25 protein-coding genes and 2 pseudogenes are annotated in these 23,100 nt (G+C 36.8%); 5 read left to right on the top strand and 22 right to left on the bottom strand.

Features of this window, described 5'->3' with window-relative positions; genetic code table 11:
* Positions 1-98: 98 nt before the first annotated feature.
* From ABIB40_RS19065 to ABIB40_RS19050, 4 genes are all read right to left on the bottom strand, one after another.
* Positions 99-992, bottom strand: coding sequence for an EamA family transporter (locus ABIB40_RS19065; RefSeq protein WP_354361236.1), 894 nt, complete (start codon positions 990-992; stop codon positions 99-101).
* Between the two features lie 545 nt (positions 993-1,537).
* Entirely contained in the window at positions 1,538-2,068 is a 531-nt protein-coding gene (locus ABIB40_RS19060; protein ID WP_354361234.1) for a RidA family protein, read from the bottom strand.
* Positions 2,065-3,180 carry an oxidoreductase gene (locus tag ABIB40_RS19055; protein ID WP_354361232.1) on the bottom strand — a complete coding sequence of 372 codons (1,116 nt, stop codon included), beginning with the start codon at positions 3,178-3,180 and terminating at the stop codon, positions 2,065-2,067. The genes ABIB40_RS19060 and ABIB40_RS19055 overlap by 4 nt, the downstream gene beginning before the upstream one ends.
* 62 nt (positions 3,181-3,242) lie before the next feature.
* Complete coding sequence (locus ABIB40_RS19050) at positions 3,243-3,827, bottom strand: Crp/Fnr family transcriptional regulator (protein ID WP_354361230.1); 585 nt, start codon at positions 3,825-3,827, stop codon at positions 3,243-3,245.
* A 640-nt stretch (positions 3,828-4,467) separates the two neighbouring features.
* On the opposite strand from ABIB40_RS19050, the gene ABIB40_RS19045 reads away from it, so the two are divergent.
* Positions 4,468-5,037: a DUF6624 domain-containing protein gene (locus tag ABIB40_RS19045; RefSeq protein WP_354361228.1), complete on the top strand. Its 570-nt coding sequence runs from the start codon at positions 4,468-4,470 to the stop codon at positions 5,035-5,037.
* A gap of 353 nt (positions 5,038-5,390) precedes the next feature.
* On the opposite strand, the gene ABIB40_RS19040 is transcribed toward ABIB40_RS19045, so the two are convergent.
* From ABIB40_RS19040 to ABIB40_RS19025, 3 genes and pseudogenes are all read right to left on the bottom strand, one after another.
* Positions 5,391-5,867 (bottom strand): SRPBCC domain-containing protein, encoded by a 477-nt coding sequence (locus ABIB40_RS19040; RefSeq protein WP_354361226.1) that lies wholly within the window; start codon positions 5,865-5,867, stop codon positions 5,391-5,393.
* Positions 5,868-5,949: 82 nt separating this feature from the next.
* The gene (locus ABIB40_RS19035; RefSeq protein ID WP_354361224.1) at positions 5,950-6,516 is read right to left on the bottom strand and encodes a Crp/Fnr family transcriptional regulator; all 567 of its coding nucleotides are present in this window, start codon (positions 6,514-6,516) and stop codon (positions 5,950-5,952) included.
* 132 nt (positions 6,517-6,648) lie between these two features.
* A pseudogene (locus ABIB40_RS19025) lies at positions 6,649-7,308 on the bottom strand (DUF3885 domain-containing protein).
* A 19-nt stretch (positions 7,309-7,327) separates the two neighbouring features.
* Between ABIB40_RS19025 and ABIB40_RS19020 the strand changes: the two are divergent.
* The 3 genes from ABIB40_RS19020 to ABIB40_RS19010 all read left to right on the top strand — a co-directional run bounded on the left by ABIB40_RS19020 (position 7,328) and on the right by ABIB40_RS19010 (position 9,608).
* Positions 7,328-7,462, top strand: a complete 135-nt coding sequence (locus tag ABIB40_RS19020) for a hypothetical protein (protein ID WP_354361218.1) — start codon at positions 7,328-7,330, stop codon at positions 7,460-7,462.
* 248 nt (positions 7,463-7,710) lie between these two features.
* Positions 7,711-8,508: a tyrosine-type recombinase/integrase gene (locus ABIB40_RS19015; RefSeq protein WP_354361216.1), complete on the top strand. Its 798-nt coding sequence runs from the start codon at positions 7,711-7,713 to the stop codon at positions 8,506-8,508.
* Complete coding sequence (locus ABIB40_RS19010; RefSeq protein WP_354361214.1) at positions 8,499-9,608, top strand: IS91 family transposase; 1,110 nt, start codon at positions 8,499-8,501, stop codon at positions 9,606-9,608. The genes ABIB40_RS19015 and ABIB40_RS19010 overlap by 10 nt, the downstream gene beginning before the upstream one ends.
* 220 nt (positions 9,609-9,828) lie before the next feature.
* Here the strand turns inward: ABIB40_RS19010 and ABIB40_RS19005 are convergent, their stop codons facing one another.
* The 11 genes from ABIB40_RS19005 to ABIB40_RS18955 form a co-directional block, all read right to left on the bottom strand.
* Positions 9,829-10,320: a tetratricopeptide repeat protein gene (locus ABIB40_RS19005; RefSeq protein ID WP_354361212.1), complete on the bottom strand. Its 492-nt coding sequence runs from the start codon at positions 10,318-10,320 to the stop codon at positions 9,829-9,831.
* Between the two features lie 250 nt (positions 10,321-10,570).
* Positions 10,571-11,743, bottom strand: coding sequence for an acyltransferase family protein (locus tag ABIB40_RS19000; RefSeq protein WP_354361210.1), 1,173 nt, complete (start codon positions 11,741-11,743; stop codon positions 10,571-10,573).
* 181 nt (positions 11,744-11,924) lie between these two features.
* Positions 11,925-12,362: a cupin domain-containing protein gene (locus tag ABIB40_RS18995; RefSeq protein WP_354361208.1), complete on the bottom strand. Its 438-nt coding sequence runs from the start codon at positions 12,360-12,362 to the stop codon at positions 11,925-11,927.
* A 283-nt stretch (positions 12,363-12,645) separates the two neighbouring features.
* Complete coding sequence (locus ABIB40_RS18990) at positions 12,646-13,056, bottom strand: VOC family protein (RefSeq protein WP_354361206.1); 411 nt, start codon at positions 13,054-13,056, stop codon at positions 12,646-12,648.
* 17 nt (positions 13,057-13,073) lie between these two features.
* Positions 13,074-13,667, bottom strand: a complete 594-nt coding sequence (locus ABIB40_RS18985; protein ID WP_354361204.1) for a thioredoxin fold domain-containing protein — start codon at positions 13,665-13,667, stop codon at positions 13,074-13,076.
* Between the two features lie 75 nt (positions 13,668-13,742).
* Positions 13,743-14,315: a Crp/Fnr family transcriptional regulator gene (locus tag ABIB40_RS18980; RefSeq protein ID WP_354361202.1), complete on the bottom strand. Its 573-nt coding sequence runs from the start codon at positions 14,313-14,315 to the stop codon at positions 13,743-13,745.
* Positions 14,316-14,760: 445 nt separating this feature from the next.
* Complete coding sequence (locus ABIB40_RS18975; protein ID WP_354361200.1) at positions 14,761-15,057, bottom strand: DUF1330 domain-containing protein; 297 nt, start codon at positions 15,055-15,057, stop codon at positions 14,761-14,763.
* A 209-nt stretch (positions 15,058-15,266) separates the two neighbouring features.
* Entirely contained in the window at positions 15,267-16,073 is an 807-nt protein-coding gene (locus tag ABIB40_RS18970) for an alpha/beta fold hydrolase (protein ID WP_354361198.1), read from the bottom strand.
* 178 nt (positions 16,074-16,251) lie between these two features.
* On the bottom strand, positions 16,252-17,082 hold the full coding sequence (locus ABIB40_RS18965) for a carboxymuconolactone decarboxylase family protein (protein ID WP_354361196.1): 831 nt from the start codon (positions 17,080-17,082) through the stop codon (positions 16,252-16,254).
* A gap of 87 nt (positions 17,083-17,169) precedes the next feature.
* Entirely contained in the window at positions 17,170-17,952 is a 783-nt protein-coding gene (locus ABIB40_RS18960; protein WP_354361194.1) for an AraC family transcriptional regulator, read from the bottom strand.
* A 301-nt stretch (positions 17,953-18,253) separates the two neighbouring features.
* The gene (locus ABIB40_RS18955) at positions 18,254-18,625 is read right to left on the bottom strand and encodes a hypothetical protein (protein WP_354361192.1); all 372 of its coding nucleotides are present in this window, start codon (positions 18,623-18,625) and stop codon (positions 18,254-18,256) included.
* Positions 18,626-18,868: 243 nt separating this feature from the next.
* Here ABIB40_RS18955 and ABIB40_RS18950 point away from each other — a divergent pair, with 243 nt between their 5' ends.
* Positions 18,869-19,930 carry an IS110 family RNA-guided transposase gene (locus ABIB40_RS18950; RefSeq protein ID WP_354361190.1) on the top strand — a complete coding sequence of 354 codons (1,062 nt, stop codon included), beginning with the start codon at positions 18,869-18,871 and terminating at the stop codon, positions 19,928-19,930.
* Positions 19,931-20,295: 365 nt separating this feature from the next.
* Here ABIB40_RS18950 and ABIB40_RS18945 read toward each other — a convergent pair whose 3' ends face one another.
* The 4 genes and pseudogenes from ABIB40_RS18945 to ABIB40_RS18930 form a co-directional block, all read right to left on the bottom strand.
* Complete coding sequence (locus tag ABIB40_RS18945; protein WP_354361188.1) at positions 20,296-20,667, bottom strand: VOC family protein; 372 nt, start codon at positions 20,665-20,667, stop codon at positions 20,296-20,298.
* 196 nt (positions 20,668-20,863) lie between these two features.
* Complete coding sequence (locus ABIB40_RS18940) at positions 20,864-21,073, bottom strand: hypothetical protein (protein WP_354361186.1); 210 nt, start codon at positions 21,071-21,073, stop codon at positions 20,864-20,866.
* A 38-nt stretch (positions 21,074-21,111) separates the two neighbouring features.
* Positions 21,112-22,485 carry a glycoside hydrolase family 140 protein gene (locus ABIB40_RS18935; protein ID WP_354361184.1) on the bottom strand — a complete coding sequence of 458 codons (1,374 nt, stop codon included), beginning with the start codon at positions 22,483-22,485 and terminating at the stop codon, positions 21,112-21,114.
* Positions 22,486-22,580: 95 nt separating this feature from the next.
* Positions 22,581-23,067 (bottom strand): annotated as a pseudogene (locus ABIB40_RS18930) (transposase); the annotation flags it as partial.
* Positions 23,068-23,100: the final 33 nt, after the last annotated feature.

Here is a 23,100-nt window from a genome sequence, read left to right as displayed (position 1 = left end):
TTTATGAAGGCTAAAATATTCTCACCCCTAAAAATATTGTTCATATATTCGATTTTGATACTAATATACGTGTTTATTAAGTAAGTAACTCGAAAAATTTAATCAGTGGATTTAAACCAATTGCTGTTAAATACAATGATAGCGATAAAAATGATACTATAAGCGACAACTGGAATAGCTTCTAGAGTCTCATGAAATACAGCTACAGATAAAAGGAAAGAAATGATTGGATTGATATTCAGGATCATTCCAACTTTTGAGGAACTAAGCCCATTTAAAGCGTATAAGTTAAGTAATATTGATACAATTGTGTAGATAATAGCAATCATTTCAACGTAAAAATAGAAATTTAAGGCCGTTGGAATAGTACCTGAGTATGATGGGTAAAATGGTAAAAGGATAATAGCCGATAGAAGAATATGAAAGTTCAATACTAAAAACTTGTCAAAGCCAATGTTTCTGTTTTGACAGATTAGGTAGCACGCATAGCTAAATCCAATTATTCCGCTATAAAACATATTTATTATGCTCGCGTAGGAAAGCAATAAACATCCTAAACAGCTTAACGCAACGGCCACCCATTGAGAACGGTTCAGTTTATCTTGAAGAAAGCAATAGGCTAACAATGTGGTCAGAACGGGGCAAATTACATAAGCAACGGAAGTTGCACGTACGTTGACATGGTTCATGACGTAGATAAAAGAAAACCAATTGACCGTTAAAGAAATGCTTGCCCCTAGATTTAGCCAAATCACCCCCCTACGCTTTTTCTCGGGTAAGTTTTTTAAGAGAATTAAATTCTCGCTTATTAATCGACGTCTGAAAAATATTGATATGATCGACATGAGTACTGCACAACTAAATACACGATAGAACAATATATCTAGTGATGGATAGGCGTGCAGAGGCCTTAGAACCAAACTAAAAGTGCCCCAAATTGAAAATGCGGCAATAGCTGCAAGATAATATTTTAATTTGGTCAAACTTTTCATCAATAGTTTATAATTCATTTGACTCCTTTCTCCATTGCCTAAACTAGTGACTATGTTAGTGCACCGATTTATGATGCAATATCTGCAATAGTGATGGAACACTGTTCAGCGCATTAACAAATGCCTCGCCAAATTTATGACCAGCATAATTTTCTATTTTTGAGCCAGCCCTCTTGAATGATAAGTATCAATAAGATGGATTGCTTGGCGCTATCCCAGACCTTACTAAAATGTTTATCTGAAAGCGCTTTCATCTTCTCAGAATCGCTTCGTTTAGCGCCAGCATCGTCGCATATTGAATTCAAGTAGTCAGAAAAACCTTGGCAGTCTTTTGAAACAAGTCGCACACGTCCTATATTGTGCTTTTATCCGTAACGTTCGCCCCCATGGTTTCCAACACGTCGTCACACGCTTGGTTTTAACGACTGCACTTGTAACTATCTGTAAGCACAGCAAGGAGCTTTTCTTCTGGGCTTTTGGACTGAAGTGGGCATCGGTGCTAACGTTCATTGCACATTATTATAGCTGCTTTTTTATTTTTGAATTTACTTTTTCCAACCTGCCGCCTCGTTTACAACCGCAATGGCTTCAATTTCGATAAGTGCATCAGGTGAGAATAGTGAGGATACTTCAAAAATAGTATCGGCAGGATATGGTGCTGTAAAATATTGGCCCCTCAATTCTACAATTTTATTAAAGTTTCCCATATCACGGAGCATAATCGTGACCTTTACCACATTTTTTAAACTTGATTCTCCGGCTTTTAAAACTTTTTCCAGATTTTCGAAAGCTTTATGAGCTTGGGTATCAAAATTGCCAACCCCCACGAGTTTTCCATCATCTCCAGTTGCAGTTTGGCCAGATATAAATAATAAATCACCGACTCTATTACCTTGTGACAAACGGAATGGTTCATAAGGATCTGGCGTAATTTTAATCTGTGAAATTTTCATTTTTTTATTTTTTGTGGTTTTAATATTACTTGTTTGAGCAAAAGTTTGTACTGTGAATATAAATAGTGAAAACAATATGCCGACGGAAAATAGCTTGCTTATTTTAAATCTATATCGTTTCATGATTCTACTGTGTCTAGTTTATGAATGATTTTTAGGGTATGACTGATCGTAGCTTCTGGCCATAACATATTACGATGAAAAGGAACTGTTAGTAAATTGTCCCTTGTTTTTATTGGCCAATGAGGATCTGCCAAGGCTGCCTTCCCAATAGCTAACAGGTCAGCATGTTTTTCATTCAGTGCTGTTTTAGCTTTTTCGAGATTATGAAAACCTCCGTTAGCTATTACTGGAATGTTTGTTATTTCTCGAATAACCGATGCCAATGACGTTCCGTCTCCATAAAAGCTATCCCGTTCCCATTCACCAGTTTGTACGGCTACGTGTACAAAGTCCGGCCGGCTCAATTTTATTTGGCTTGCAAGTTCTTTTGCTGTCTCTACACCACCTGACCAACGATAGGTAAGGTCGTTTACTTTTCCCTCTGCCACACGCAAACCTACAATGAATGATTCCGGTACCATGTCTTTTATACCTGTAATAATTTCACTAATTACACGAAAACGATTTCTTATTTCACCGCCATACCGGTCGATACGTCTATTCAATTCAGGGGTAAGAAATTGATCAAGTAGATAACCGTTTGCTGCATGGATCTCTATCCCATCAAAACCTGCTTTATGTGCATAATCTGCTGCCCTAATAAATCCATCCTGCATTTTTTGAATGTCCTCTATACTCATTTCTTTCGGCAATGGAAAACTTCCCTCACCACCAAAAGAAACCGATTTCATACCAACTGGTTGTACTGCGGATGGAGCTAAGGTATTTTCTCCACATTGAGACAATGCACCCCCATGCATCAGTTGTGCAAAGATTAATGTAGGCGATTTATGAACAGACTGTGTAATTTTTTCCCATGCGGCACATTGGTCAGGATTTATAAGCCCAGGCTGGCGGTCGTAACTTTTACTACTAGAAGCATCTGTATAAATACCTTCCGTAATAATAATCCCAAAACCGCCTGTAGCAAAAGCTGTATAATATTTACTCATCTCATACGTAGCCATGCCGTCTGTCGTGGCACTAACTCGTGACATTGGAGCTAACACAGTTCGGTTGATTAGTTCTCTTTGCCATATTTTAGCTTTTTTAAAAATAGGGTGATAGTTCATTTGCTTCTTATTTGTTATGAAGCAAAATTCATAGTTATTTAACTAAGAAAAATTGATATAGGTCAAGATGCCTTATTTTTTTTTATAATACGGCTTAGGAATTCTGCTGAAATGCCTAAATAAGACGCAATTAAGTATTGGGGAACTTTTGAAGCTATAGTTGGATATGTGTCTAAAAAATCGTAATATCTACTTTCGGCATCGCACACGTTACTATAAATAATCCTTCTCTGTAATGCTCCTAAATAACTTTCTAATATTATCCGAAAGTATCTTTCTAATGCAGGAATTTCAATTAGCATTTTTTGAAACGAATGGTGATTAATCTGTAAAACAGTTGTCTTTTTTATCACTTGTATATTGTACATAGATGGTCGTTGTTTGGAGAAACTATCCATATCTGTTGCCCACCAATCGTCAATAGCGAAATATAATATTTCTTCGTTTCCACTATCTGAATCAATATAAAATGCCTTTAAAGCACCATCTATGACATAGTTGTCATAACGGCAAATATCACCGTCCCTTAACAGGTATTCTCCTTTTTCAAATGTTCTTTCTACCCAAAAGCTATTAAATATTGACACCTCGTCTGGACCGAGCTTTATATATTTAGAAATATTTACTAATAGAGCACCTTTGTTCATAAAAAGTATTTAACTCGTCATTCTCACGCAAATTTAAAAATTATCCCTTCTAATTTACAAAATGCTGTAAATCGGAGTCATTTTTAATATTCTATATTTTACTTTGAACCATTTTCACGATATCCAATTTCATCTGACGGTAATTAAATTCAATTCTTGTTTCATTTTAGCTCGCTCCGCTCACGTATGAAAGATAAAATCTATGGTGTTTTTTGACAAGGTTGGGTTTCGGTATTAAGGAAAACCTTATTGTTTACTTTAACTAGTAATTGCCTAATGGTACAGTAATATTTTATTATTTGTACCAAATAGCGAAGAAGAAAAGCTACAAACTAGCGATAAAGTTGACACATACTCTTTGAGAAAGAGGGTTAAGCATGGCCGGAAATTCCCGCTAAACGGTGAAATAAAAAGATAACCTGGATTATCTATCTTTTTGCTGTGTGTGAAATCCCTTAGTCGAAAAGATTCCAAAAGTCATAATCACTAATGACTACCTTTAGAGGCAGAACCAAATATATTAATTGTGAAAATCAGATTACTTTTTGTTTTATCAATTTTTAGCTCAAGCTGCATCGCCCAAAAACCGATTAGTTTACCTCTTAAAAAGCAATTGGATACCATTTTACAATCCGACCAGATGATTAGAGAATTCGTAGATTCTGAAGTAAAGGAAGAAAGAAAAAACGAAATTGCAAAGCTCCTCGACTATCCAAGAGATTCATTAGATGAAAGCGCTTGGGCAATAATGCGAAAAATTGATTCCATAAATATTGAGAAAGTAGAGCATATAATTAAGGATTATGGATATCCGGGAAAAACACTTGTTGGAGAACCCGAAAATACTACTGTATTTTACGTAATACAGCATTCTAACAAAATATCAAAATATTACTATCTTATAGAAAAAGCCGGAAAAGAACAAGAGTTACCGTTCAAGTATTCGGCTATGATGCTTGATAGGAAGCTTAATGATGAGGGGAAAGAACAGGTTTATGGCACACAGGTACACATGGTAATGGTTAACAACCCTAAAACAGGTAAGAGAGAACCCTTTAAGTATGTTGTTCCCATTAAAGATTCAGAAAACGTAAATAAGAGAAGGAAGCGAGCTGGATTTGATTCTACTGTTGAAGAAAATGCGTTGAGATTAGGAGTAGTCTATAAAGTATATACATTAGATGAAATTAAACAAATTACCAAGCATTAACTTAATAAGATAAGTTGATCAGTTCGCCGATGGAATAGTTTTGAACAAGTATAATTGGTTAAGTGTCCTCAACTGTCTTCGGTTTACATTCTTATAAAACGGTGGGATAATGGTACCTTTAAAATGAACTTTCTTAGAAAAACGGGGGTTTTTTGATATAGTTGGAGACAATAAGAGTTATATTGTTTTATGGAGGGTATGCTTAAAAAACTTGGTAAGTAGAATGTTTTGGAAATTTGAGCAGAAATGGCATTGCTTGCAGAACCGTTGTGGCACCGAACTAAATTAAGTAAATAATCGATGAATTAACGTAAACCAGTGTCAGCCATTTTTGACCAAATTTATAGTGGCAGTTATTCTTTCTCAGCCCTTGTCTTTAGTCCTTCCAACCAAATTTGATGATACTTAAACATCCTGTTTGGCATTAAAAGCTTTCCAAGCCTGCAATACCAACCGTGCTGTGTTTCTTCGGTAATTATCTTGCAGCCGTTTTTATTAGGTATTATTAACCAGGCGTGGTAAGCTGAAATCCCCGTCCCCCTTGCTTCCCACGCCAAGTGTTGGTAAGGAATAAACTCTTTTACCTCGGACTTAAGATTAACGCCGGAAGTTTTCCAATTAAACCTTGTGCCGGCCATTAGATAGTTGTTGTGCTGATTAGTAATTTCTATATTTAAAGCATTAAAATACCACTCGTTCCAGGCTGTAGCATTTGTGAGCCAGAACCAAACCTTTTCTGGAGTGGCATTACTTTCAATTTCATTTCTTACAAATATTGGGCAATTTGAAGGTTCAAACCTGGCTGGATATATAATTTTGTCGCTATTCATTTTGTATATTTTAAATAATTTAATGATGCAAAATAAAAGCGATTGGCTTACATACCAAATAACACAGGTTAAGAAATTGAACTTATCTTTTTTTATGAAGCTGAGCTTTGATTCTGCTAAGGCTTTCTGGCTTAACTCCGAGATAGGTTGCGATGTGCCTTTGTTGAATGTCTTGAAATAGTTTAGGATTTCTGTTAAGAAGCTTTAGATAACGTTCTTCTAAACTGGTTACCTGTATCTCACGAAGCCTCTCTGCCACTGAATTGTAGGCCTTTTCTGCCATTAACCTGCCGAGCTTTTCTATTTGTGCAATTTTCTGCATTTTTATTGTCATTGCAGCTTTTGAAATTTCATAAACTGTGGTGTCTGTAAGTGCTTCAAAAAGAAATTCAGAGGGACTGTCATTTAAATAACTATAAAAGTCAACGCAGAATTCTTGCTTTAGGTAAAAGTGATATGTTATATCTTCACCGTTTTTTATTCTAAAAGATCGTATTAAACCTTCCTCGATAAAATAAAGTTTGTCAAATATTTTAGACTGCTCAAAAACAAGGGTACCTTTCTTAAAAAGTCTTTGTGTAGTTGCAGAAAAAAAGTCCGTAAACTCGTCTTCTGTCAAATCGATATGTTGAAGCAGAAAATGTCTCATAAGATCGCCATTAACGTTTTGCAAATTTGTGCAGAAATGGCATTGCTTGAAGAACCATTGTCACATCGCACTAAATTAAGTAAAAAACCGAGGAACTTACATAAACCACAGTCGCCATTTTTGCTCAAGGTGTTATAAGCCGTTTTTCTTTAATATTTTGTCTATTTGTTCTCTATTACTTTCAAGGATCAAACTATTATACTTTTCGTAAATAGGTCGTAAAGTTTCTATGTCGTTTGCAATTATATCTAATCCACGGTCATCATACATGTGAAACATTACCTTTTTATCTATATTTCAAAAGTATATTTCTTTAGAAGTCAATACGCTATTGTTATCAAGCCTTGGCGCTCTTGGTGGAAAGTCAGTATTTCCAATAGCTTTTAAAATATTTTCAAAATTTATCTTTCCCGTTGTTGATTTGACAATAGCAATATTTCTTATATCAAATTTGTCATTTGGTTCGTATAGGCTATATGCTTTTAAGTATGCAATACTATTCTTTTTGATGTCTTCAATTTGTTTAAAGCAGAAGTTATCAATTCGTATTTTGTTCCGTTTGCATTTGTAGTCCATTAGAACAAAAAACATATTGTCGTTAGGTTCGAAAAGTGATTTAAACAAAATTGAACTACGCTTAAATACCTCATCGAAATACTCGTCCCTGTCCGTCGAACCAACCTGTAAGTCAAATCTTAATCCGTGAGCCCAATTAAAAAATAAATTAGCTCGCAGTTTAAGTTCGGAGAAGTTGTCGCTAAGAAATTTTTGATATTCTTGTATAATTGTCACGGTTTCGGTCGGTTTTAAAATGGCTTATAACGGTTTGGGGCTTGGCGAAGTGGGGGAATTAGAAGCACAAATGTTCAATTTAGCACAAATGCCAAATAGAATTACAAATGCTCAATTCAGCACTTCTGCCCCCATTTTGCCAAACCCTTGTTGAACTAAACCTTCGGTAGCGCATGGTCCGAGTTTCCGTTCTAATTTATTAACTTATGAAGGTATATAAAAATCATAAGTTATGACAACAAAAAAAAGAGTGTTGAAGAATTAGGGGAGAACAAGATTATTAATCGGGCGCTTCGGGAGGTACCGGGATTTGAAGCCCTGCTCTACCGTTTTAAGCGGAGCATCTCCGTTCTGGGCAGGAGCCCGCGAACCTTTGAGAGCTACTCGAGAAACATCGCTTCGGTGGCACTTCATTTTGGAAAAATCCCTACCGAGCTTGATGGGGAACAGGTACAGGAATATTTGTTCATGTTGCAGAACCGTTCCCAAAGTCCGTCACAAACCTATTTCAAGCATACCGTTTATGGTTTGCGCTTTATGCTGAAGAGCGAAGGATTACCGTATGAGTACCTTCATTTACCTTCGATCAAAAACGAGAAAAAGCTTCCTACTGTGCTGAGCAAGGAAGAGGTTTGGCGTTTACTTAAAAGTTGCCAGCTGCTCAAGCACAAAATCCTTATCGGGCTACTTTATGGCTGTGGTCTACGTTGCATGGAAGTACGGGGTGTGCGTCTGCAGGATCTTGATTTTGACCGTTTACAGCTCAAAGTGGTACAGGGCAAGGGCAAAAAAGACCGCTACGTCCCGCTATCGAAACATTTGGTACGGGGACTGAAAACCTACATCGAAGCCGAAAAACCTAAAGTATATCTTTTTAACGGCCAACTACAAGAACGTACCGTTGGCGGTACCTCGAGGTCGCCCGGCACATGCTTTGACAGCCGTTATTCACAGCGGGGCGTACAATGGGCGGTCAAACAAGCCTGCAGATCGGCGGGGATTACCAAAGATGTCCATGTACATACGCTCCGCCATACTTTTGCCACGCACCTGCTGGAGGACGGGCTGGATATCGTCACCCTAAAGAACCTTTTGGGACATGAGAATATTGAAACGACCATGGAATATCTACACATCGCCAGGCTCGATGTTCAAAAGGCTTTCAGCCCGCTGGATACACTTTTTGAAAAGTGCCGTTAGAGGTAGCGCAGGTACTGGAGAAACTTGGCAGAAACATTGAAGGCTTAGGTTTGAACAATTGGCAGCTGCGCACCTTATCGGCAGTGGGAAGGTGCAGGACTTCAGCCCTGGGCGGCCATATCGATGCCTGCGACGGCTGTGGGAATATCAGCATCAGCTACAACTCCTGCCGCAACCGCCATTGCCCAAAATGCCAGGGCAGAAACCGCGAGGACTGGATACGGGCACGGCACGGCGAACTCTTGCCGGTACCGTATTTCCATGTTGTTTTTACTTTGCCCGATGGCATCAACGCTCTGGCCATGCAGGAGCCGAAACTGGTCTATGGTGTGCTTTTTGAAACGGCCTGGGCAACGCTGAAGACCTTTGGCAAAAACAAGGAGATCCAAAGCGGAATGATCGCTGTTCTGCATACGTGGGGGCAAAATTTATCGCTTCATCCACACCTGCACTGCATTGTGCCGGGCGGTGGCGTAACCAGAGATGGGCATTGGAAGAACATCCGTACCGATGGCAGTTTCCTGTTCCCGGTAAAAGCCTTGTCCAAAGTTTTTAGGGCAAAATATTGCGGGACTTTAAAAGCCAAAAGCCCCAACAATTATGCTAAGATTAGGCAGCAGCTTTGGCAAAAGCCTTGGGTTGTCTTTGCTAAAAAGCCATTTGGGAGTGCAAAATCGGTGGTGGAATATCTTGGTCGATATACGCACAAAATAGCGATCAGCAATCATCGAATCCTGCGTATTGATGACCAGAGTGTAACCTTTGACTACAAAGATTATCGGCAGAATGGCATCAAAAAAGAGATGATGCTCTCCCACGGGGAGTTTATCCGCAGGTTTGCACTGCATATCTTGCCCAAGCGGTTTGTGAAGATACGGCATTATGGTTTTTTGAGCAGTACATGGAAGCGTAAGAAGCTAAAGAACCTGCAGCAGAGCCTCCATGTTATCGTGGTTGAAAAAAGAGAGAAAACTCCATTGCCAAGAAAATGTAGCTGCTGCAGAACAGGCAACCTGCATACCATTTTGGTGTTCGATGGCCGGGGACCGCCTGCCAACTACATCGGTATTAGCCAAAAACAAGTTCCCCATCAAAATTGAATTGGTGGGTAAGGGTACTTATGCCCGAATGTGAAGGAAAACACCCTAAAAACCACCTTTATTCCACTCCACAAAAAAAGAGGAATCAGTTACTCTCAAAATCCTTCAAATTATTTCACGAAAACGCCATAGAGGGCGCAAATGTAGCCGGTTCCGTTCAACCGAGGCCTCATTGTCGGCTCTGCGAGCCCAACGAAGCCTTAGCTGTTAGCAGAAGTTTTTATTTATTCAACTTTTTTGAGTAATTAAATACTGATTTATTATATCTCGGAAGATGTTTAGATAAAGATTCAAGAACTAGAGAAAGCGCTTTTTTATCCTCATTGATAGAAGAAAGCGAAAGTGCTAAAAAAGCATTTATTGCATCGTCCAATTCGTCAGAATAATTTTCTTTTTCTTTTTTTAATATTGCAATACTTTCAGTTAAATTTCCATTATTTCTAAGAGTACTTGCTAATTGTATATTTGCTCTTCGTCTTCTTAACCCAACTAGTCCAAATTTTATAGCAGATCTATAAAGTGGTTCAGCTTCTTTTTCGCGTCCCGTAGAATCATATGCACAAGCTTTTTCAAAATCAGAAATAGCTTTAAATTTTTCTTTATCAATATTTTCAGTATGCTTTTGAATCAGTTCAATAAAATCTTTGTCAGAAATAAGTCCAAGTTTCTGCCAAATAATTTTTAAATCATTTTCCCAAATTTCTATATTCATTTTTTTAATGTGTGAGATTTTTATAAAATTTCTGCTAACGGTAAGGCTTGGCGATGGGCTGGTATTCATTGCTGGTCAAGCCCGGAACCAAATCTGAATATTGTTACTAAAGACGAAGATAACAACTAATAGCTAAATTTATAACGTCAAGCTGGAACTACTGCTGATATTGATTTGTAGCCGATTGTTCTTCCGTCCGCCAGCCTATTGCCAGACCTATTGTTAGCGGTTCGTTGTTCTTTTTCGATGGTTATAAGTATTTATTGATTAAGCTAAACTTTCTCAATAATTTGCTTGTCCACCAACTGAGACCAATGGTAATGATAAATGTGATAATAAATTTAAGAAAAGCAGGAATGTCAAATTTTAGAAGAAAAAATTGTGTCCAGGTAATAAACACAAAATGAGTTAAATAAATCAAATAAGCATTTTCAGATAGCGAATTCCAACATACCCTTTCAGTTTCAATTTTGGTTCGAAAGGTTGAAATAAAAGCGATACAACTTAAACTGCAGGATGCAGCATAAATACTATAATAAATCATCGATGAGCTAAACGCTGTTAAAGTTTGAGACCTGACCATCTCTCCTAAATATTTTGGAATAATTGTTAAGCTTGCGAATACTGTAAAAGCAAGCAAAACCCAAAGCAACCAACTTTTCACAATTGCAGAATTTACAGATAATAAGCCATTGTTGAAATCAGAATTACCTATCAGAATACCAACCAAAAAATAACCAAAATATAAAAGAATTTTATTTAATTGAAAATCGAAAGGATAAAAACCTGTCCAATTACTTGCTCCAATATTATATGAGATAGGAACGTACAGCAGCCAGGTCAACACGAACAAAACAATATAAAATAAAACTGGCTTATTTTGTAAGTAAACGAAACCGAATCCTGTCTTTACAGTCCTACCAATTGTATAGCATATAGCAAATACTAAATTAAAGATAAACAATACCCAAAGAAACCACGGCGGTCCAACAGGCCATTGTTCTACTATAAAAAAATCTTTTAAGTAGTCAACAATATTGATGCTATTATGTGCAATATAGTAAGCGGGAAAGTAAGCGATTAACATGAAAATCGTTCCGAGAATGAGGAAAGGAATTAAAAGTCTGTAAACTCTGTCTTTGATAAAAGATACTGTGCCTTTTTTTTTAATGCTTTTAGTAAGGAAAAGTCCACCGATTAGGAACATCAGTGACATAAAGAATACGTCATTAAAGTTAACTAAAACATCAAGTCCAATCCATCTTTTTGTATCTACAACTGCGTGGGTTGAACGGATATAGGCAACTTTATCAAAATTTGCCCAAGTAGTATATGCCAATGCGGAATGATGTGCCACTACCAAAAATGTTATTGCCGACCTTAAATAGTCAATCCAAATGTTTCTGTTCGGCTTATTTTCCATTATATTATTTAAAGCTGTTTCAAGTTGGTAGGGTGTTGCTGTTTACAATGACCGCTAACGGTTTGGGTATTGCCGAAGGCGGGCGGATTTAAGCAAGCTTATTCTTACAAATGTTAAATTACTTCCGCTAGTTCAATAGTATTACGACAGCGCCGCTTTTGGCAATACCTTAGCGGTAGTCTTATTCTTTCGGTTTTAATGGCAACATTTCAATTAATACTTTTTCATTATTAATAAGGTAATAAGGAATAAATACTAGTGGTTTTGTTTTCGAGGCATTATCAAACCGAATTATCCTTTTGTCCGCAGGTTCAAACGCAACATCTCCAGCTTTTAAGGTTTTCAATGTATCTCCTTCTACTTGAAAAAGAACAGCCCCAGAAACGATATAACTTATAACTGGACACGGATGTCTGTGAAGTCCTGTTTGTTGTCCGGGACGAAACTTTATTTCTTTAACATCTACTTTTTTAATTACTCTACTTCCAATGTCAGCAGTCAAAAGTTCTTTTCGAATTATTTTGTCTTGTGCGATAGAGTTTATTGAAATCAATAGTAAAGAAGTGAGAATAGTCAATTTAAAATGGATACCACAATTTTGTTTAATTTGTTTAGTCATAATATTTTAATTTAAAGTGTCGAAGTTTTCTTAAATGTGGTGTCAGTCGGCAAAATTACCGCTAACGTTTTGGCGCTTGGCGAAGAAGCGGATTTCGAAGCACTAATGTCTGCCAGCACTAAACTTAATACGAAGCACAAAGCTTCATTTAAGCTGTCAACCCGCTTTTTTGCCAAACGCCTGTTAGCGGTTCGTTGTTTTTCTTTCGTATGGAAATGTACTAAAAAAATCAAGCGAAATTATTAGTCTCGCTTGATGTTTAAAAAGATGTTATAAGTTCGTTTTATTGTTCAGCGTGTAACCCCACCTTATTTCCTTCAGTATCAATAATTAACGCAATGAAACCTGCTGGAATTTGCATTTTTGGTGCAATAACTTTTCCGCCTGCATGTTCCACTTTGTCAAGAACGACTTGAATACTTGGGCTTGCGTTGATGTACACGATAGTTCCATCTTTGGACGGTTTATTTCTTTCTGATTTTGATAATACACCCGCAACTCGTCCGGATGTTGCTTGAACAATGTTAGGATTGAATGGAAAAAACACACCTTCATTTTCTCCATCTTTCCGTGTTATCATTTCAATATCGAGTATGGTTTCATAAAATGTTTTTGCTTTGTCAATGTCTGATACAGGGATTTCAAACCAAGTAATTATATTGGTTGTTTCATCAATTTTATTCAATAAATTCATTTGTATTTTGTGTTAAATTATAAGGTTATGTTTAAACAGTCTGCTCTTTCAGCCCAAATACTTTCTGAATAATTAGCTATGAGTTTCTCCCAGTATGGTACAAGGCTTTCCGCATTTCTTTTATTCAAAAAATAGGTTGCTACTCCTGCCCAATACAATGCTTCTGGTAAAAAAATTGTATTTACTGAACTATTAATAAGATTTTCCAAAATATTCAAAGCCTTTTGAGGTTGTGCTTTTCGCAAAAAAGCCAATGCTCTACCCATTTCCATTTCGGCTTCAAACTGTAAATCGCTTAGGTATCCTGTTATTTTTCTTACTTCACTTCCGTCATTGGCGAAAACTATGAAAGTAGGTGTCCATAAAATTGGTGAAGATGTAATTTTAGCAACGCTTGTGTTTGTGATGTCGTACTTTACAAAAACAAAATTTTGGTCTACATAGGAAAGTATCTCACTATTTTGGTAAGTGGTAATTTCCATCTTTTTACACCCTTTACAGCCTGGCGCCCAAAAATCAACTAATACTGGTAATTGCTTTCGTTTGGCGATTTGAAACGCTTTCTCTGTTTCAGCTTCGGTAAAGTAGTCTTCGATTTTATCTGTTATCAACGTTTGCATATTGTGATTTATTTCTGCAAAGTTGAACAAAGAGAATACATTTTACCTGTGACAATCGTCACAAAATCAAAGCTCCATTCGTCTTTTTCTTATTCTGCTTAAAGTTTCCCTTGCGACACCGAGAAATGTGGCTAATTGAGAAAGCGAAACTCTTTGTATAATTTCGGGATATTTCGTTTCTAAATATTCCAATCGTTCTTTTGCAGAATAAAGTTTGAACAAAATTGAAAGTTCTTCTTGTTTCGTAGCAAACAAGCGGATGCAGTTTCGTCCTAATGTTTCTATTTCGATAGTTTGATTAGCAACTTGAAACAATTTGTCTTTATCAAAAATTATCGTGGTTAGTGGTTCACAAGCCACAATATTAAATTCTGATTTCTGACCACTACCAAAGCTAGTGATGTTTGTAGCAATTTCGTTTTCAAAGAAAAATCCCTTATTCTTAACAACTCCTTCAATTTCGTAGAAGCTTTTGCAATATCCGCTGTCAATGTAAAACAAAGAGTTATAAACTTGTCCTTCTTTTAGCAACAATTCATTCTTTTTGAATGCTCTTTTTGTCAATGCGGGTTGTAACAGTTTCCAACTTTCGTCAGAAAAATTTGTCAGGGAATAAATGTATTTTAAAAGGTTTTGCATTTTTTGTATAAATGTATATTATGAGGTGTCGTCCGTTACAATGACCGCTAACGGTCAAGGCTTGGCGATGGGCTGATATTCAATGCTGGTCAAGCCCTGAACAAAAAGCCAATTGAAAAGCTGAAAATGAAGATGAAGATACAACTAATGCCCAATTTATAATGTAAAGCTGGAACTACTGCTGATATTGATTTACAGCTGATTGATCTTCCGTCAGCCAGCCTATTGCCAAACCTATTGTTAGCGGTTCGTTGTTCTTTTCTGTCGTTACATTCTGTCATAAATTAGTCTTGGTATTCGTTTTAATATTGTTGCAATTAGTTTCCAACGTTTGGTGACATAAACAATTTTTTTTTCTGTTTTCTATCATCCAAGATTTGTCGAGTTGCTTTGTCTATAAGTTATTGCTTAATTAAATTTTAAAATAGCGCCGTTCTTATACTATTCAATTCTGTACATATTGTTTTAGTAGTATCATTGTAGTATCAGATGTAGAGGAGTGTCTTAAAGAAATTATTTTTTGATACTCTGGGTCATTATAAAAATTATTTACAGCCTCTTCCGATGGAAATTCAATTATTGCATTCATTGTTTTGGCTTTACCTTCTAATGTTTTTGGGTTTGTTTCCATTGACAAGACTTTTGCTCCATATTTTTTGAGTAAAACACCTACTTGTGGTGGATAGTTCTTAAATGTTTCAAAATCGTTTATGTCGTATGCATTTACAATATATACTGCCATAATTTTTTATATTTTAGTTTGTAATTTAGTTTGTTATATCTTCTTGTTTTAAATAGTGTTTAAGGGTTGTTTTACGATGACCGCTAACGTTTTGGAAATTTGTGCAGAAATGCATTGCTTGCAGAACCGTTGTCGCACCGCACTGAACTAAATAAATAACTGATGAATTAACGTAAACCACCGTCGGCCATTTTTGCACAAATTTGCTGTTAGCTGACGTTTTTTTGATAAATTACTTTTGTCAATTCTTTTAATAGAGTGTCAAGGATACTATTAAATTCATCAGGTTTTTCGAGCATCGGATAATGGGCAGTTCCATTTATTGTTGTGCAATCATAATCTTTCAAATACTTCCGATTATTTTCAATATTTGTCGGTGCTGTATCAGAATTAATTGCTCTTACTGGAATATTAATTGACCTTGCAATTTTTTGAATTTCCATTTTATATAATGGTTCAATCACATTAACAGCTAGTTCCGGTTCATTTTGCAGAAATTCTTTTTGAAGTCTTTGTTTTAAAGCAATTGGTGTATTTTCCACAAAAAGACTTTTCGGAAGAATATTTTCAACTGCGAACTTAAAGTCGCTTCGATAATGAACAAACATAAACTGTTCAGCTTGTTCGTATGTTATTAATTTGTCTAAATCTTTTAATGTGTCCACCAAAATTATGGCTTTTATTTTTGGTAAATTTATAGCTGTTTCAAGCACATAACCTCCCGACATTGAATGACCAACTAATACAACTTCTGTAAGATTAAGATTGTCAATTACGGCAATAATGTCATCAACATATTGCTTACTAGTCCAATTCTTTCTTGATTTATCTGATTTTCCGTGTCCACCAAGGTCAATTTGTACAACCTTATATTTTTCTTTGAAATAATTCTTTTGATTAGTCCACCAATTAATATTACCTAGCCACCCGTGTAAGAATACAAGTGAAATATTTCCTTTCCCTGTTTCTTGGTAGTGAATTTTTAGTCCGTCTGAAGATAATGCATATTTTTCCATTTTTCTTTCTGTCTTTGGTTTTTCTTCTGATTAAAATGCAAGCTAACGGTTCTCGGCTTTGCGTAGTGGTGGATTTAAAGACGGAATTTTCAACTTTGCACTAAAGTTCAATTGAAAAACTAAACTTGAATTTAGCACTATGCCCGCCATTACGCAAAACCGATGTTAGCGCTCGTTGTTATTTTTTTCGTTCGTTAATTACTTCTCTCAATATGTTTGTTCCGTTAATTGCTGATGGAAAACCTGAATATACAGTCATTAGCAACATTATTTCTTTAATTTCCGTTTCTGAAAGTCCAATATTTAGCCCTGCATTTATGTGAAATTTTAATTGAGGTTGTGCATTTCCTAATGCTGTTAAAGCAGAAATGGTTGCAATTTGTCTATATTTTGGTGCTAAATTATCTCTTGAAAAAATGTCAGCATAACCAAATTCAAGAGTAATTTTTACCAATTCGGGTAAAAAATCATTGTAAGCACTTTTTAGTCTATCAACTTGTAAACTGTCTAATTTCGTTAATTCTTTTTCGCCTAATTTTAGTCTATCAGTTTCAATATTTTCTGTTGCATTTTTACCAATATTATCATTAATTCCGTATTCTTTGCGTTCTTTCAAAACTTCTTTCAAAGCGTTCATTCCGTTTATACAACTTGGAAAACCTGAATAAACCGACATTTGTAAAATTACTTCTTTTACTTCGTTTATACTACTTCCTGTGTTTAATGCTCCATTAATATGAACTTTTAATTGAGGTTGTGAATTTCCCATTGCAGTTAAAGAAGCAACAACAGCAATTTCTTTTGATTTTACGTCAAGTCCTGCTCTTGTATAAATATCTCCAAAACCATATTCAATTATGAACTTTCCTAATTCGGGTGAAATATCTTTTAGTCCATTAATAACTTTTTCTCCTGCCTCTCCGTCAATTTCTTTAAGTTTTTCCCAACCTGTTTTAAATCTTTCTGTTTGCATCTTTTCCGAATTTTTTATTTGTCCGTTTACTTTCATTGTAATGAAAAGTAAAAACGAAACGGTTACAATTAATTTCATTTTCAGACAAAGGTAGATTTGATGTTATCTGTTATGTTAGGACTTTTATCTGTTTTTTAGGTACTTTTCCCGAAAGTTTGCTGGGGAAAGATTGGCTTTCTTTTTGAAAATCCTTGAAAAATAAGAGTTGTCTTCAAAACCAAGATTAAAGGCGATTTCACTTATGTTTTGTGATGAATAAAGTAAAAGTCTTTTGGATTCAGTTATTTTCAAATCCAATTGAAGTTGTTTGGCAGTCAATCCTGTTTCATTTTTGCATAATTGGTTCAACGTTTCGGTAGAAATATTAAGTTTTTTAGCATATTGTTCAATGGTAGAATTTTTCTCAAATTTTTCTGTTATCCGTTTCTTGTATAGTATAATTGTATCACTTAAGTTGGTTTGATAGATTTCGGAATTGGTCAAAAATGAGTATAGATAAGGAATGGCAGTCATTTGGTTTTTGTTTGATGACATTCTTTTAAATATTTCTTCAACAAAATGAATGTCGTCAGTTTTTATATCAATATAAGGATATGAAAAATCAATATTCAGATGTTTTGCAAGATGTTCTTCGATAAGTAGGAAATATCCAGAACTGTCAACAGAGTAATTCCAATTATGTATTTGTTTCGGGTTGATGGTAAAAATTCGATTTGGAAAAATTTCGTATTCGTCAAAGTCTATTACGTTAATTCCACTTCCTTGAATAAACCAAACTAACGAATAAAAACCGTGTCTGTGTGGCCATTCAATTATTGGGTTTGGCGTATCTTCAAAAATGCCGAAATAATATTCTGTTAATTTGGGTAAGTCAGAAATGATGTCGTTAATTTGATAGATTTTCATTTTCGCAGGTTTTTCTTACAATGACCGCTAACGTTTTGCAGCTACAAGAAGTTGGCGATTTCGAAGCACTAAACTGTCTGCCACCACAAAACTTGATACGAAGCACAAAGCTTCATTTAACCACTGAGCCGCCAATTTCTTGTAGGTGCTGTTAGCGGTTCGTTGTTTTTCTTCTGGTTTGATTTTTCACAATAAAATTCCTATACATCTGTCTCTCAATTTAGTATTTTATAAATAAAAAATGCTTCATTGTTTTTTAAATGTTATTTAAATCATTTCGCATAGTCGAAATATTAAATGGTCACTTTTTCGTTGGATAATATGCTTTAATGGTCAAAAATATTCCAACAAGGATTAAAGTTATTTCAACTGCTATAATGGAATTATTATTTTCAAATTTTCCTTTTTGAACTTGAGGAAATAGCATTCTGAATAATCCAAGTGCAATACCAAGATAACCAAATATCGTCAATAAGGTCTGCCAACTGTAAGTCCAAATGTTATGGCTCTTTACAATTGCTAAGCCTGATATGAAAAGTAGCACCCCATTCAAATAAATGAGAGGAACAATTTGTGTGTCATAAAGCGTTGGATTCCATAATTTCATTTCCGAAAAAATCATAACTATTAGTACCGGTCCAACAATTCCTGCAATTGATTTAGATTTTTCCATTTTTCTCTTTCTTGTAGTATCGTTCTTACAATGACCGCTAACGTTTTGAAAATTTGTGCAGAAATGGCATTGCTTGCACAACCATTGTCGCACCGCAGTAAATTAAGTAAATAAAAGATGGAATTAACGTAAACCACCGTCAGCCATTTTTGCACAAGCATCCATGTAAAAGCAGTAAATTTAAGTTCCACAAAAACAGCAATGTGGCACAGGAATAGACCTGTCCACCTAAATTTAAAGGCTATGGCAACTCAACTTACTGCTTTTGTCCCTAAGTTATACATTGGGATGGACATCCACAAGAAAAGTTGGAGCGTACATCTGCGCACCGACCTGTTCGACCACAAAGGTTTTACCCTGCCGCCCAAACCAGAAGTCCTATATGATTACGTAGACCGACATTTCCGGGAACATGAAGTATCCATCACCTACGAGGCAGGCTGCTGTGGTTTCAGCGCCGCCCGTTATTTCTTGAATCTGGGATGGGGTGTAACCGTGGTGAACACAGGTGATGTACCGCGCATGAATAAACAGCATTATCAAAAAACAGATAAAATAGACAGCCGGAATCTCTGTAAACAATTACAGACGGGGAATCTACAGGCTATCCATATCCCGACCACTACAGAAGAGCAGCTTCGTGGCTTGATGCGGCAGCGTGACAGCGTGAGCAGACAGCTGTGCAAAACGAAGAACCGGATCAAAAGTACGCTGCTCTATCACGGGGTATCTTTACCGGAAGAATTCGACAGGCCCACCTGGACCATATCCTTCTTAGAATGGATCAGCAAAATAACGTGGGAGGAGAATTCGGGGAAGCTATGCATGGAAAGTATGCTGAGGGTATATGCCGCATTCAAGAAAGAGTACCTAGAACTGGCCAACGAACTGCGGAGCTTCTGCAGGAAACACAATAAAAAGGATTATTATCTGCTGAAGAGCATACCGGGAATAGGCGGATACCTGGCCTCGGCCATCATTGCGGAACTTGGCGATCTGCGTAGGTTCGGCAACGAGAAACAGTTGGGGAGCTATATTGGTCTGGTTCCGGGTATGTACAACAGCGGCGACAGCGAACGTAGCCAGGGCATCACCCCAAGGTGCAAACCAATCTTACGCCGATATCTGATAGAGGCAAGCTGGGTAGCCATCAGGAGGGATCCCGAAATGCAGGCCTATTACCGGAAGCATTTTGGTAAAAACCCAAAGGCCATCGTGGTAAAAGTGGCACATAAATTAGTGAACAGAATGTTATCGGTGATCAAAACAGAAAAGCCATATGAAGTAAACAGAAATATAGCATAGGAAACCAAGTATTTAAGGCTCAATAAAAACAATAATAAGAGACAAAAGCAGACCTCAAAACAGCAAGGGTGGTGTCGGCAGCAATGCCAGACAGCCACAGGCACAAGTCTGGGGCTGCTTTTTATAAGTCTTTCACCACATGGGAGCTGGTGGAGTGTGGTCGATAAAACCCCACTGCCACATATAGGAGTCGGAGCTTAGAGATTTGAAGATACGGTGTTTGAGTAGCATTAATTTAATCACCTTATAGCATATTATTGGAATAAAATTGATACATTGGAACTGTAAACTGCTTTATGTAGGAATTTGCTGTTAGCGGTAGGCAATTTTCATTCTACACTTTTGAGGTGTTAAATTTTTTCCTTTCATTGAGGTTGATGGGTCAATATGTTTATTATTGCGCCATTGGGTTCTTTTACAAAGAAACGTCTTACGCCCCAATCTTCATTTATTATTTTGTAAACAATATCTATATTTTTAACCTGTGCTTTTTCATATAAATCGTCAACATTAGCAACTTCAATTGATAGAAATATAGCGTCATTATTTGGACTTTCTTTCTTGTCATTTTTCAAAATAGTTACTTGGGCAGAATGATTTTCTTTTGACGCAAAAGTCAAAACCCATTCCAAGTCCATTGCTAGTTCCATTCCCAAAAAGTCAACATAAAACTCTTTGCTTTTCTCAATATTGTCGGAATATATATTCGGAACAATTCTAAAAATTTCTGTTTTCATATAGTTTTTATTAAATTAATTCGGTTTTTGCTTACCGCTAACTAGTAAATATGCGCTATCGTATAGCGTATATTTTTCATTTAAGCGAACCAAATATAAAATATTATCGATTATTTTATTATAACATAGCCATTATCCGTATGGCAACTAATTTCGGAGAACCTGATGTTAATCACATCATGTGGTATAATATTACTCATCGTTTTGGGTAAGGTATGGGGTCGTTGATCTTGTTGCGTATTTTGGCGTAGTCCGATTGGCCAAAACCGATACCGGCCATGTTATGCCCTGTGCTCATAGTTGTGCCAGACCCAAAGCTACCAGCGACCAGATAATCTTTGTTTTCTCCAGCATTGGTTCCCAAACTAAACGGGAAGCCCAGAGGGACAAGGTAATATTTGATCATATATTTAATGGTACCTTAGAAGTATTAATTATTTACCGTTATATCCCCACTCTCCATTTTTTACCTGCATCATCCAGTACCAATACCCAATCATTGCCTTTACCCGTTGTGGGTGGGGTAAATGCTAATGGCCCAGAATTATTTTTCATGATGCCGATATCGGCTGATTTTCCCGTCCTAGGGTCAAACCACCAAGCCGATATATTTTGTGCTTTAAGCTCGGATGCATCAACTTCTATTTTTTTGCCGACCGGCAAATATACCATCGCATAGCTTCCATAGCTGTCACGAAATGCGGTTATATAGTCGCCTTTTTCACCCTGCCCGCTTTTTATCATATCCTGGTCGGGTATGCGTGTCAAAGGGGGCCGAGACAATATTAACGTTTTTAAAAAGCCGGCCTGGAAAGCACCGGGCCTGTCTATTGCTTCGGTCCAATATCTGTCGGGGAAACTTATTGGTTTTTCGCGCGGGCTATAAAACTGCCAGACCGCCTGATGCCCGTAGGTAACACCACAGGCTCCACTAAACACGGAGCGGTAAAGCTGTTTACGCACATCATATTCCCTAAAGTAGCCGGTGTTGTTTTTCCAGTTTACAGGGTGGTCCTCGTAGTTTGGTTCGCCGTCTAAAACAGGTTTGGCCGGGGTTAAGTTATAATCGCGACGTACCCAATTCCAAACCGGGAAGTCATGAATGCGGTGGCCCGATTGTATCATGTTAAAATCAAGCGTGTTCTCATCTTTCCAGTAATCAGTTGATGATGATTCGCCCGAAGGATGGTAAGTTACCAGCGCCTTACCTGCGCCTTCCCTTATCCCTTTAACCATGGATCGCCATGCTGGCCGCCAGTCGGCAGTATCATTTTTGGCTGGTCTGTCTCCGCCCACTATCCAGATAACGTTGGTATAGTTTTTATACCGTTTCCCTAAAAACATGCCATATTGGTAAGCGTTTTTTAAATTAAATATTGGTTTGCCTGTTGCCCAAAGCTTGCTTACGTTACCGCCCCAAGTAGGTAGTATGGCAATATACAATTGCCTTTTAGCAGCCTGCTGTATGGCCCAGTCTGCCAATTTAAAGTAGGCTTCGTTTGGTTTGGCTGGGTCGTTATTGATTAAAGGCCTGTCACCATACTGGTTTGCACCAATAGGGTTGCTATCGTCATCTAATAGTACCGATTGGATAACATTGAAGCCCTTTTGCTGGCGGTTATTCAGGTACCTGGTTATCTCGTCTTTTTTGAGCCGGGTAAACATTTCCCAGCCTGTGTCGCCTAGCCAAAAAAATGGTTTACCATTTTGGCACTGTAAAAAATGACCATTGGGGCTCGCTTTTATTCTTTCAAGTTTTTGAGCTGATGCGACAGTATAAAAAAAAGCAAGAAATGATAAGATAATGATTTTTTTCATAGAAATTAAGGTTGCCAAATAGACGATTAAAATACTGTGTAGACATCAAACTTTTGTCAAAATACTATTGATTGCATAATGAATAGCGAATATAGGACAAAGCCAAATTCAACCGGGATGCCGTCATTGGTTACTAATAGTTGAACCTTTACACCATAAAAGTATCATCGCATACTGGTCTATTTACCATGCCATTGTTTGCTTTTCAATATTTTGTCATTCATGATCCGGTTATTATCGCAGATAGCCACACGAAATGAATCAAGCACATAGATCATCTCAAAACCGATAAACTTGAAGTAATACCAGATCTGCATAAACAAACTATAAATCAACTCGGCTACAGCATGAAGACTGCGATTGAACTGGCCCTTATCCAACATTGCATGTATCATTCCTATCATTTTCATAAACTGCCTTACTTTATCCTGATGTCCACCGAAATACAGAGAAGAAACAACCCCAGTAGTGATAACTTCGCTCTCGCCTATCTGTCGTCGTCTATCTTCATAATGACAGCTTGTTTTCAACAAATCATCTATAAAACAAAATATGCCTACAAATATTATCATTCGTAAGCAACTTGAGTATCCTTTAGTTGTGGTAAACCAAAGT

This window comes from Pedobacter sp. UYP30, assembly GCF_040547165.1.
Lineage (GTDB): Bacteria > Bacteroidota > Bacteroidia > Sphingobacteriales > Sphingobacteriaceae > Pedobacter.
This window is presented reverse-complemented; position numbering and strand designations above follow the sequence as displayed.

What these genes read in the sequence shown, in the direction of transcription:
- ABIB40_RS18970 (WP_354361198.1), bottom strand. Translation starts at nt 16,073, where the DNA reads ATGGAAAAATATGCATTATCTTCAGACGGACTAAAAATTCACTACCAA.
- ABIB40_RS18960 (WP_354361194.1), bottom strand. Translation starts at nt 17,952, where the DNA reads ATGAAAATCTATCAAATTAACGACATCATTTCTGACTTACCCAAATTA.
- ABIB40_RS19060 (WP_354361234.1), bottom strand. Translation starts at nt 2,068, where the DNA reads ATGAAACGATATAGATTTAAAATAAGCAAGCTATTTTCCGTCGGCATA.
- ABIB40_RS19035 (WP_354361224.1), bottom strand. Translation starts at nt 6,516, where the DNA reads ATGAGACATTTTCTGCTTCAACATATCGATTTGACAGAAGACGAGTTT.
- ABIB40_RS19040 (WP_354361226.1), bottom strand. Translation starts at nt 5,867, where the DNA reads ATGAATAGCGACAAAATTATATATCCAGCCAGGTTTGAACCTTCAAAT.
- ABIB40_RS18935 (WP_354361184.1), bottom strand. Translation starts at nt 22,485, where the DNA reads ATGAAAAAAATCATTATCTTATCATTTCTTGCTTTTTTTTATACTGTC.
- ABIB40_RS18965 (WP_354361196.1), bottom strand. Translation starts at nt 17,082, where the DNA reads ATGAAAGTAAACGGACAAATAAAAAATTCGGAAAAGATGCAAACAGAA.
- ABIB40_RS18995 (WP_354361208.1), bottom strand. Translation starts at nt 12,362, where the DNA reads ATGACTAAACAAATTAAACAAAATTGTGGTATCCATTTTAAATTGACT.
- ABIB40_RS19065 (WP_354361236.1), bottom strand. Translation starts at nt 992, where the DNA reads ATGAAAAGTTTGACCAAATTAAAATATTATCTTGCAGCTATTGCCGCA.
- ABIB40_RS18940 (WP_354361186.1), bottom strand. Translation starts at nt 21,073, where the DNA reads ATGATCAAATATTACCTTGTCCCTCTGGGCTTCCCGTTTAGTTTGGGA.
- ABIB40_RS19050 (WP_354361230.1), bottom strand. Translation starts at nt 3,827, where the DNA reads ATGAACAAAGGTGCTCTATTAGTAAATATTTCTAAATATATAAAGCTC.
- ABIB40_RS18955 (WP_354361192.1), bottom strand. Translation starts at nt 18,625, where the DNA reads ATGGAAAAATCTAAATCAATTGCAGGAATTGTTGGACCGGTACTAATA.
- ABIB40_RS18990 (WP_354361206.1), bottom strand. Translation starts at nt 13,056, where the DNA reads ATGAATTTATTGAATAAAATTGATGAAACAACCAATATAATTACTTGG.
- ABIB40_RS18945 (WP_354361188.1), bottom strand. Translation starts at nt 20,667, where the DNA reads ATGAAAACAGAAATTTTTAGAATTGTTCCGAATATATATTCCGACAAT.
- ABIB40_RS19020 (WP_354361218.1), top strand. Translation starts at nt 7,328, where the DNA reads ATGGCTTATAACGGTTTGGGGCTTGGCGAAGTGGGGGAATTAGAAGCA.
- ABIB40_RS19005 (WP_354361212.1), bottom strand. Translation starts at nt 10,320, where the DNA reads ATGAATATAGAAATTTGGGAAAATGATTTAAAAATTATTTGGCAGAAA.
- ABIB40_RS19045 (WP_354361228.1), top strand. Translation starts at nt 4,468, where the DNA reads ATGATTAGAGAATTCGTAGATTCTGAAGTAAAGGAAGAAAGAAAAAAC.
- ABIB40_RS19055 (WP_354361232.1), bottom strand. Translation starts at nt 3,180, where the DNA reads ATGAACTATCACCCTATTTTTAAAAAAGCTAAAATATGGCAAAGAGAA.
- ABIB40_RS19000 (WP_354361210.1), bottom strand. Translation starts at nt 11,743, where the DNA reads ATGGAAAATAAGCCGAACAGAAACATTTGGATTGACTATTTAAGGTCG.
- ABIB40_RS18950 (WP_354361190.1), top strand. Translation starts at nt 18,869, where the DNA reads ATGGCAACTCAACTTACTGCTTTTGTCCCTAAGTTATACATTGGGATG.
- ABIB40_RS18980 (WP_354361202.1), bottom strand. Translation starts at nt 14,315, where the DNA reads ATGCAAAACCTTTTAAAATACATTTATTCCCTGACAAATTTTTCTGAC.
- ABIB40_RS18975 (WP_354361200.1), bottom strand. Translation starts at nt 15,057, where the DNA reads ATGGCAGTATATATTGTAAATGCATACGACATAAACGATTTTGAAACA.